At 66.9% G+C, this 9,517-nt stretch carries 9 protein-coding genes; 5 read left to right on the forward strand and 4 right to left on the reverse strand.

The window, feature by feature from the left end; all coding sequences use genetic code 11:
* Window positions 1-76 precede the first annotated feature (76 nt).
* Window positions 77-1,126, reverse strand: coding sequence for a class II fructose-bisphosphatase (gene glpX, locus Y704_RS0109360; protein ID WP_051476870.1), 1,050 nt, complete (start codon window positions 1,124-1,126; stop codon window positions 77-79).
* A gap of 171 nt (window positions 1,127-1,297) precedes the next feature.
* On the opposite strand from glpX, the gene Y704_RS20165 reads away from it, so the two are divergent.
* From Y704_RS20165 to Y704_RS20175, 5 genes are all read left to right on the forward strand, one after another.
* Window positions 1,298-2,044: a DUF4245 domain-containing protein gene (locus Y704_RS20165; protein WP_051476871.1), complete on the forward strand. Its 747-nt coding sequence runs from the start codon at window positions 1,298-1,300 to the stop codon at window positions 2,042-2,044.
* Between the two features lie 20 nt (window positions 2,045-2,064).
* Window positions 2,065-2,679 carry a carbonic anhydrase gene (locus Y704_RS0109370; protein ID WP_026549928.1) on the forward strand — a complete coding sequence of 205 codons (615 nt, stop codon included), beginning with the start codon at window positions 2,065-2,067 and terminating at the stop codon, window positions 2,677-2,679.
* Between the two features lie 22 nt (window positions 2,680-2,701).
* Window positions 2,702-4,180 (forward strand): class II fumarate hydratase, encoded by a 1,479-nt coding sequence (locus tag Y704_RS0109375; RefSeq protein ID WP_081747525.1) that lies wholly within the window; start codon window positions 2,702-2,704, stop codon window positions 4,178-4,180.
* A 394-nt stretch (window positions 4,181-4,574) separates the two neighbouring features.
* Complete coding sequence (locus Y704_RS24470; protein WP_051476872.1) at window positions 4,575-5,000, forward strand: acyl-CoA-like ligand-binding transcription factor; 426 nt, start codon at window positions 4,575-4,577, stop codon at window positions 4,998-5,000.
* A complete protein-coding gene (locus Y704_RS20175; protein ID WP_035772204.1) occupies window positions 4,997-6,697 on the forward strand; it encodes an MDR family MFS transporter in 1,701 nt (566 codons plus the stop codon). Before Y704_RS24470 ends, Y704_RS20175 begins: the two co-directional genes overlap by 4 nt.
* 131 nt (window positions 6,698-6,828) lie before the next feature.
* Here Y704_RS20175 and Y704_RS0109390 read toward each other — a convergent pair whose 3' ends face one another.
* The 3 genes from Y704_RS0109390 to uppS form a co-directional block, all read right to left on the reverse strand.
* Window positions 6,829-7,299, reverse strand: a complete 471-nt coding sequence (locus Y704_RS0109390) for an NUDIX hydrolase (RefSeq protein WP_026549930.1) — start codon at window positions 7,297-7,299, stop codon at window positions 6,829-6,831.
* 71 nt (window positions 7,300-7,370) lie between these two features.
* Window positions 7,371-8,699, reverse strand: coding sequence for a PhoH family protein (locus tag Y704_RS0109395; protein ID WP_026549931.1), 1,329 nt, complete (start codon window positions 8,697-8,699; stop codon window positions 7,371-7,373).
* 240 nt (window positions 8,700-8,939) lie between these two features.
* On the reverse strand, window positions 8,940-9,517 hold a 578-nt coding region (gene uppS, locus Y704_RS20180), incomplete at its 5' end, for a polyprenyl diphosphate synthase (RefSeq protein WP_035772206.1).

The following is a 9,517-nucleotide window of genomic DNA, read 5'->3' on the forward strand; positions in this document are numbered from 1 at the left end:
CGGCAGGAGCGCCGGGCCGGACCGCCGACCGCCCGATCGGCGCCGGCCCGGCCCGGCCCGCCGTCACCTCGCCGGCCTACCGCAGGCGCGCGTAGGTCTCCCACTTGTGGGCCTGGTGCTCCCCGTCGACAACCCGGATGGTGCCGGACTTGGAGCGCATCACGATCGACTGCGTCAGCACCTTGTCCTTGCTGTAGCGGACCCCGCGCAGAAGGTCGCCGTCGGTGATTCCCGTGGCGGCGAAGTAGCAGTTGTCGCTCGTGACGAGGTCATTGGTGGACAGCACGCGGTCGAGGTCGTGGCCGGCGTCGAGCGCCTTCTGCTTCTCGTCGTCGCTCGTGGGCCACAGGCGGCCCTGGATCACGCCTCCCAGAGACTTGATCGCGCAGGCAGCAACGATGCCTTCGGGGGTCCCGCCGATGCCCATGAGCGCGTCGACGTCGGTGCCCTCGCGGGCCGCAGCGATGGCGCCGGCCACGTCGCCGTCCATGATGAACTTGGTGCGCGCGCCGGCCGCACGGATCTCCTCGACCAGCGGCTTGTGGCGGTCCCGGTCGAGGATCATGACGTTGAGTTGGCTGACTTTCCGATTCTTCGCCTTCGCGATGAGGTGCAGGTTCTGCCGAACGGGCAGGCGGAGGTCCACCATGTCGGCCGCTTCGGGCCCGGTGACCAGCTTTTCCATGTAGAACACGGCGGACGGATCGAACATGGTGCCGCGCTCGGCCACCGCCAGGACGGCGAGCGCATTGTTGATGCCGAGGGCGGTGAGGCGGGTTCCGTCGATCGGGTCGACGGCGACGTCGCACTCGGGCCCGCTTCCGTCGCCGACGCGCTCGCCGTTGAACAGCATGGGCGCCTCGTCCTTCTCGCCCTCACCGATCACCACGATCCCGTTGAAATGGACCGTGGAGAGCAGCGAGCGCATGGCGTCGACCGCTGCGCCGTCGGCCAGGTTCTTGTCACCGAAACCCACCCAGTGGCCGCCGGCGATGGCAGCGGCCTCCGTGACGCGGACGAGTTCGAGTGCCAGGTTGCGGTCCGGCTCGTCATCTCCTACGGCAAGGGCTGGCGAAAGGGTTGAATACCGGGCGTTTTCGGAGTTTTGGGACACGTCAATCCTCATCGTCGAAGTTCCTGGTGGTGCGCGTCGGGGAACCGCAGGCGGGGCCCCCGGAACCCATTCTAGTGCGGTCGAAATCTTCCCCTTCGCTGCGCGTCCCGGAAGGTCGCAGCCGCCGGTCAGGGAGCGCCCTGCCGGTTAGGCCGACCGCCCGAAGTAGGGGAAAATGGGAGCGTGGATGATCAGGAGCGGGAACCCAGCAGCCCAAACACGAATGGCACAGGCGATACCGACACGAAAGGCGGAGCGGGAGGCACTCCGGTTCCGGACGGCGCTGCAGCGCCGGGGGACGGTGAGGTTGCGCCCGGCGGGGAGCCTCCCGTCCGGCCGGTGCTGACTCCGGCGCAGGCCAAGCGAGCCAATTCCACGGTGATCGGCATGCTCATCGCCCTTGGGGCGACCATCGCCGTCGTCCTTCCCGTCTACTTCCTCAATCCCACCTACACCGCCGAGACGTACCAGCGGGACGTCAATGTGGAGATGGCCGCCCGGCAGGCGGCGGGCGACGCCGGTTACCTTCCGGCGGCCCCGGACCCGGAGGGCTGGACCTCCAACTTCGCCCGCTGGAACGCCGGAACCAGCGACGGCGTCAACTATTGGGAAGTCGGCTTCCTCACCGCGGACCGCGGCTTCATCCAGCTGACGCAGACCGATCAGGCAAACCCCACCTGGGTGTCCCAGCGGCTCGATGAGGCGCAGGTGTCGGGGACGCGCACCATCGACGGGGTGGAGTGGGAGTTGCTGGACAGCCCCGATGGGGACACCGCCCTCACCACCGAATTCCAGGGGCAGAGGATCATCCTCAACGGCGAAGCCGGCCTTGCGGAGTTCGACCTGCTGGGCGGGGCCACCCTGGCGGAAATCGAGGACAACGCCGCCGAGGAAGCCACACGGACACCTGCCGCTGCGGAAGCCCCGTGATGCGCCGATAGAGTAGGCGCGTGAAGAAGCAACTGACTCCCGCCCAGGCATGGCTGCGACTGCGTGAGGGCAACGCCCGTTTCGTCGCCGCAGATCTGTCGCATCCCAACCAGGACGCCTCCCGCCGCACGTCGTTGATCAACGACCAGAACCCGTTCGCCGTCATCTTCGGCTGCTCGGACTCGCGTCTCGCCGCAGAGATCATTTTCGACCTCGGCCTCGGTGACGCCTTCGTGGTCCGCACCGCCGGGCAGGTCATCGACGACGCCGTCCTCGGCTCGCTCGAGTACAGCGTCAGCGTGCTGAACGTCCCGCTGATCGTCATCCTCGGACACGACAACTGCGGAGCTGTCTCCGCCACCATGGAGGCGGTGGAGACGGGCGACATGCCCATCGGTTTCCTGCGCGACCTCGTGGAGCGGATTACTCCGTCGGTGCTGACGGCGCGCCGTGCGGGCATCCTCGACGTCAACGCGACGGCTGTCGAACACACCAAGCAGACCTCCAAGCGGCTGATCGACAGCTCCCGCGTCATCTCCGACGCGGTGCAGCGCGGCTCCGTCGCCGTCGTCGGCGTGTCCTACCGCCTCGATGAGGGCAAGGCGGTGCTCGTTTCGGGATTTGGCGCACTGTAGCTCCGGAGGCGAGAATTGGCGCATGACTCCCACGCCTGCAGCCTCCGTTCCCGCCTCCCCTCCTTCCGATTCCGCTGGTTCGGCTCCGGTTGGGACCGAATACCGGATCGAGCACGACACCATGGGGGAAGTGCGTGTCCCGGTGAATGCGCTGTACCGGGCGCAGACCCAGCGTGCCGTCGAGAACTTTCCCATTTCCGGAACCACCCTCGAGCGCTCCCATATCGAGGCGCTGGCCCGGATCAAGAAGGCCGCGGCCACCGCGAACGCGGAGTTGGGAGTGCTCGACGACGAGCGCGCCCGCGCCATCGAGGCTGCTGCGGAGGACGTCGCGAACGGCCTGTACGACGGAGATTTCCCTGTCGACATCTACCAGACCGGCTCGGGGACGTCGTCGAACATGAACGTGAACGAGGTCATCGCGACCCTCGCGAGCCGCGCCCTCGAAGCTGCGGGAAGCACGACGACGGTCCACCCGAACGATCACGTCAATGCCTCCCAGTCCTCCAACGACGTTTTCCCCACCTCGGTGCACGTCGCGGCGACCTCTGCCCTGACCTCCGACCTCATCCCCGCCCTCGCGCATCTCGCCGAAGCGCTCGAGCGCAAGGCCGCCGAGTTCGCCACGGTGGTCAAATCCGGCCGCACGCACCTCATGGATGCCACCCCCGTGACCCTCGGCCAGGAGTTCGGCGGCTACGCGGCGCAGGTGCGCTACGGCATCGAGCGCATCCAGTCCTCGCTCCCCCGCGTCGCCGAAGTACCCCTCGGCGGCACCGCCGTCGGCACCGGAATCAATACTCCGGCGGGGTTCCCGGCCCGAGTCATCGAACTGCTCGCCGCCGATACCGGCCTGCCGCTGACCGAGGCCCGCGACCACTTCGAGGCGCAGGCGAACCGTGACTCGCTCGTGGAGGTCTCGGGCATGCTGCGCACCATCGCGGTGTCGCTGACCAAGATCCACAACGACCTGCGCTGGCTCGGGTCCGGCCCCAACACCGGCCTCGGCGAGATCACCCTTCCGGACCTGCAGCCCGGATCCTCGATAATGCCCGGCAAGGTGAACCCGGTGATCGCCGAAGCCGTTCTCATGGTGTGCGCCCAGGTGGTCGGCAATGACGCCACGGTGGCATGGTCCGGAACCAACGGCGCCTTCGAGCTCAATGTCGGAATTCCCGTCATCGCCCGGAACGTCCTTGAATCCATCCGGCTGCTGAGCACCTCCACCCGGGTCTCGGCGGACCGCATGATCGACGGCATCACCGCCAACGTGGAACGCGCGCGGTTCCTCGCGGAGGCGTCTCCCTCGATCGTCACCCCGCTCAACAAGTACATCGGCTACGAGAACGCAGCGAAGATCGCCAAGAAGGCCGTGGCCGAGGGACTGACCGTCCGCGAGGCCGTCGTCGCCCTCGGGTTCGTGGAGCGCGGCGAGCTGACCGAGGGGCAGCTGGACTCGGCACTCGACGTGCTGTCGATGACCCGCCCTCCACAGGCGTAGCGTCAGCGCACACGGCTCCCCTCCGACGGCCGCGCAAGAAGACGACGAACGCACCGGCCGATACCGGTGCGTTCGTCGTTTTTCCCACGGCGGCCACTACCTCGCCGACGTCCACTAATGAATTGCACTTTTGGCCGTTAAGTGTAATTCATTACTTTATGACTGATAGTGCAAGTATCGTCAGCGGCGGGCTCCGCGAGCAGAAGCGGGTACGAACCCGTACCGCCATCGTGGCTGCAGCCCGAGGCCTGACGCTGGAGCACGGGCTCAGCGGGTTCACCATCGAGCAGGTGTGTTCCCAGGCGGAGGTCTCGCGCCGGACGTTCTTCAACTACTTCCCGACCAAGGAGGATGCCGTCCTCGCCCACCCGACGACGGACTGCCGAAGGACCTCGTGGACCAGTTCCTGGGGGGCGCCCCGGACGGCCACCGCCCACCGCTGCTCGAAGCCCTCGCAGAGCTGTTCGCGGAACTCGGCAGCCGGCTGGCCATCTCCCGTGAGGAGTACCTCGCCGTCTCGGAGCTCATCCGCAAGGAACCCCAGCTTCTGGCACGCATCTTCACCAAGGCCGAGGTCAAGCAGCAGGAGATGACCCAACTGATCGCGCAGCGCGAAGGCCTGGAGCCGGACGACCGCCGGGCCCGCCTCGCCACCTTCCTGATGGGCGGGCTGGCCCGGCGCTCGGTGGACGAGTTCTTCAGCCCGGAGAGCACCGCGTCCTACAGGACAGTGCTGCAGCAGAACATCGATGCGCTCGCCGCCCTCTTCGACATCCCACCCGCACTCCTCGCGGAAACTTCCCGGAAGGACGCACCATGACGACGACGGCGCACGCAGACGGCCCGTTGCTGCTCACGCAGAAACGCATCTGGATCATCTTCTCCGCGCTGATCGCGGGGATGCTGCTCTCCAGTCTCGACCAGACCATCGTGTCGACGGCGATGCCCACCATCGTGGGCCAGCTCGGCGGCGTGGAACACCAGACGTGGATCACCACTGCCTATCTCCTGGCGACGACGATCGTCATGCCGATCTACGGCAAGTTCGGCGATGTCCTCGGGCGCCGCAACCTCTTCCTGTTCGCCATCGCCCTCTTTACTGCGGCGTCGATCGGGTGCGCGTTCGCCACCGATTTCTGGGGCTCCGTCATTTTCCGCGCCATGCAGGGCCTTGGCGGCGGTGGGCTCATGATCCTGTCCCAGGCGATCATCGCGGACATCGTCCCCGCCAAGGAACGCGGCAAGTACATGGGCCCGCTCGGAGCCATCTTCGGCCTGTCCGCTGTTGCCGGACCGCTGCTCGGCGGCTACTTCGTCGACAACCTGACCTGGAACTGGGCCTTCTACATCAACATCCCGGTAGGTATCGCGGCCTTCGCGATTGCGTGGTTCACCCTCAAGCTGCCCGCGAAGAAGGCCAGCAAACGCATCGACCTTCCCGGCGTGCTGCTGCTGTCCATCGCCACCACCGGCCTGATCTTCTTCACCGACTTCGGAGCCGACGCCGAGCAGGGCTGGACCTCACCGCTCACCTGGGCATTCGGCGTCGGCATGGTCCTCGCGGTCGCCCTGTTCATTCTGGCCGAACGCCGGGCCGAGGATCCGATCATTCCCCTCTCGCTGTTCCGCAACCGGCTGTTCGTCAACAGCACCGCCATCGGCTTCACCCTGGGCCTCGGCATGTTCGCCGCCCTCGCCTTCATGCCCACTTTCCTCCAGATGGCGTCGGGCACCTCGGCGGCGGCTTCCGGCCTGCTGCTCGTGCCCATGATGGTCGGCCTGATCGGCACCTCGATCTACTCGGGCATCGCGATCTCACGATCGGGGAAGTATAGGATCTACCCGATCCTCGGCACCTCGCTCACCATCGTCGCCCTGCTGTGGATGACGACACTCACTGCGGCTACGCCGATCTGGATCATCTGCACGCAGCTCTTCGTCTTCGGAGCAGGCCTGGGCCTCATCATGCAGGTCATCGTGCTGGTAGTGCAGAATTCGGTTTCACCCGAGATGGTGGGCACGGCGACGAGCACCAACAACTACTTCCGGGAGGTTGGCGCATCCCTGGGGGTCGCGGTGTTCGGAGCGATCTTCACGAGCCGGCTGTCCGAGCGGCTCAACTCCACCTTCACCTCGTTCGGTGCGAGCCCTGCCGACGCCGGACAGTCGACGTCCACCCTTGATCCGGAGACCCTCAACGCCCTGCCCAGGGCCCTCCGGGAAGCCATCGTCGGGGATTACGCCGATGCCCTGGCACCGGTCTTCCTTTACCTCGTGCCGTTCCTGGTGCTCGCGATAACCCTCAAGGAGATTCCCCTGTCGGAGACCTCCGGCATGGTGGCGCGCGGCGAAGCGATCGGCGGTCCGGAGGCGGAACGGCTGGAGGTGGAACGGCTGGACGCGGCGCGCACTCCTGCCGGCCGCAAGCGTGCCGCCGTGGCCGCCGGCCCCTCCGGTGCGAAGTCCGGAGAAGCAGGCCACCCGGACGACGGGCCGGTTCCGACGACGCGGCGCTAGCCTGCAACGTCGCGTCGGCGCACCCATGGGCGGCATGCGGCCCGAAAGCATTCGCTCCGGTGTCATCGGGTGCGGTCGTTTTCGCAGGCGTGCCACCGCCCGCTCCGCAGCCCCCCGCAGTCTGCATCCGTTCAGCGCACGAAGTGCGGGACGCCGTCGGCTGTACGGGCCGTGGTCACCAGGTCGAGGTGCCGCGGGTTGAGGGGTGGCAGGTCGTCCACCGGGAACCACCGGACGTCACTCGACTCGTCGTCGTTGACCCTCGCGTCCCCGCTGACGAAGCGGCAGCGGAAGTCATGGTTGAGGAAGGTCACCACGTCGCCGTTGGGGAAGGTGACAGGACCGACGACACCGATGCCGAGGAGCAGCTCGACCTCGACCTCCACACCGGTTTCCTCGAGCACTTCCCGCTTGAGCGCGGCCGCCGGTTCCTCTCCCGGCTCGATCATGCCGGTGATGATGGTCCACGCACCCGTATCAGCCCGCTTGCAGAGCAGCACCCGCCCGGCGTCGTCGTAGACCACCGCACCCGCTCCCGGCAGCCAGAGCGGTGCCTGCCCGATCTTTTCGCGGAGGTCGAGGACGAACTGTGGTGTGGGCATTGACCCACTTTAGGGCAGCGCGGGCAGTCGGTTCAGCCGGTGGTTCGCCTGCGTCCACCGGACAGCTCCCGTCACATATCGGTGCCCTCGAGGAGTTCGGTGACCAGCGCTGCGATCGGTGAGCGCTCCGACCGCGTGAGGGTCACATGGCCGAACAGCGGATGGCCCTTGAGGATCTCCACCACCGCCCCGACGCCGTCGTGCCTGCCGACCCGCAGGTTGTCGCGCTGGGCGATGTCGTGGGTCAGGACGATCTTGGAGTTCTGGCCGATCCGGCTCATGACGGTGAGGAGGACGTTCTTCTCGAGTGACTGCGCCTCATCGACGATCACGAACGAGTCGTGCAGGCTCCTGCCCCGGATATGGGTCAGCGGCAGCACTTCGAGCATGCCGCGGTCCATCACCTCCTCCACCACTTCCGTGGACACCAGTGCCCCGAGCGTGTCGAAGACGGCCTGGGCCCAGGGGTTCATCTTCTCGCTCTCGCTGCCCGGCAGGTAGCCGAGCTCCTGGCCGCCGACCGCATAGAGGGGCCGGAAGACCACCACCTTGCGGTGCTCGCGCCTCTCCAGCACCGCCTCGAGCCCTGCACACAGCGCCAGTGCCGATTTGCCCGTCCCTGCCCTTCCCCCGAGGGAGACGATGCCCACCTCCTTGTCCAGCAGGAGGTCGATGGCGAGCCGCTGCTCGGCCGAGCGCCCATGCAGCCCGAAGACGTCCCGGTCCCCACGCACCAGCCGGACCTGCTTGTCCGCGCCCACCCGGCCGAGCGCCGAGCCACGCGGCGAGAGCAGGATGAGCCCGGTATTGATCGGCTGCTCTGCGGCGGCAGCATTGAAGACCGGCTGGTGTTCGTACAGCGCGTTGACTTCCTCGACCGACACGTTCAGCTCCACCACACCCGTCCAGCCGGAATCCCTCACGAATTCGCTGCGGTACTCGTCCGCCCGGAGACCCATGGCCGAGGCCTTGACCCGCATCGGCAGGTCCTTGGACACCACTGTCACGTCGCGGCCCTCCGCTGCGAGATACTTCGCCACCGCGAGGATCCTTGAATCGTTGTCACCACTGCGGAAACCCACTGGAAGGACGTCGGGAGACACATGGTTCAGTTCGACCCGCAGCGTTCCACCCTCCTCACCGAGGGCGACCGCCCTGTCCAGTCCGCCGTGCTCGATCCGCAGATCGTCCAGGAGGCGCAGCGCCTTCCGCGCGAAGTACCCCAACTCGGGATCGTGCCTCTTGCCCTCCAGTTCGGAGATTACGACGATGGGCAGGATCACCTCGTGCTCGGCGAACCTCAGGACGGCCCGCGGATCTGACAGCAGCACGGAGGTGTCGATGACGTAGGTGCGGTTTCCCTTGCTCCGGGCGGTCGGGGTTGGATCAGCAGTGGCCACGTGGACTCCACTCCGGGGCGTTTACACCCCGAACTAGTAGGGGGCGGTCCGGCCTGGAGGCCGGGCACGGCCTCCCCGAAATGCTCGACGTGCTGGTACGCACGGTCGGCGTCATCGATGGCCTCCCATCAACCGGAATGGGCACCGGTTGATGGCTTGAGGATACGCCGTCCGCTTCGGGATTGCAGGCGGGGCCCCGCGTGTCGGACGAGGAGCCGGAGGGGGCTGCGACGACGGCGTTCAGGAGCCGAAGCGTCGCTGCCGCCGACCGTAATCCCGCAGCGCCCTCAGGAAGTCGACACGCCGGAAATCGGGCCACAGCGCTTCACAGAAGTAGAACTCGCTGTAGGCGCTCTGCCACATGAGGAAACCCGACAGGCGCTGCTCGCCGGAGGTGCGGATCACGAGATCAGGGTCCTGCTGCCCCCGGGTATACAGGAAAGCCGAGATGTGCTGGTCCGTCAGTTCCGCAGCGAGTTCCTCGAGCGACTTCCCGGCCTTCGCGGAGTCAAGCATCAGTTCCTTCACGGCATCCACGATCTCGCGCCGCCCGCCGTAGCCGAGGGCCACATTCACGTGCAGGCCGTCGATGCTTTCCGTCTGCCGGGCGAGCGCCGTGAGCTTTCCGGCAAGGTTGTCAGGCAGCAGGTCGAGCGCACCCACCGGCTGGACACGCACGCGGTTGCTCTCGCCGAGCCGGTCGAGGGTATTGGCGATGATGTCGAGCAGCTGCTCGATCTCCTCCGGGGGCCGGCCCATATTGTCGGTGGACAGCATGTAGAGGGTGACGACGTCCACGCCGAGTTCCTCGCACCAGC

This window comes from Arthrobacter sp. Br18, assembly GCF_000520555.1.
Taxonomy (GTDB): domain Bacteria; phylum Actinomycetota; class Actinomycetes; order Actinomycetales; family Micrococcaceae; genus Arthrobacter_D.

Bases quoted from the DNA above. Each gene is read 5' to 3' on its own strand.
- glpX (WP_051476870.1), bottom strand. From the start codon at position 1,126: ATGAGGATTGACGTGTCCCAAAACTCCGAAAACGCCCGGTATTCAACC.
- Y704_RS0109375 (WP_081747525.1), top strand. From the start codon at position 2,702: ATGACTCCCACGCCTGCAGCCTCCGTTCCCGCCTCCCCTCCTTCCGAT.
- Y704_RS20175 (WP_035772204.1), top strand. From the start codon at position 4,997: ATGACGACGACGGCGCACGCAGACGGCCCGTTGCTGCTCACGCAGAAA.
- Y704_RS0109390 (WP_026549930.1), bottom strand. From the start codon at position 7,299: ATGCCCACACCACAGTTCGTCCTCGACCTCCGCGAAAAGATCGGGCAG.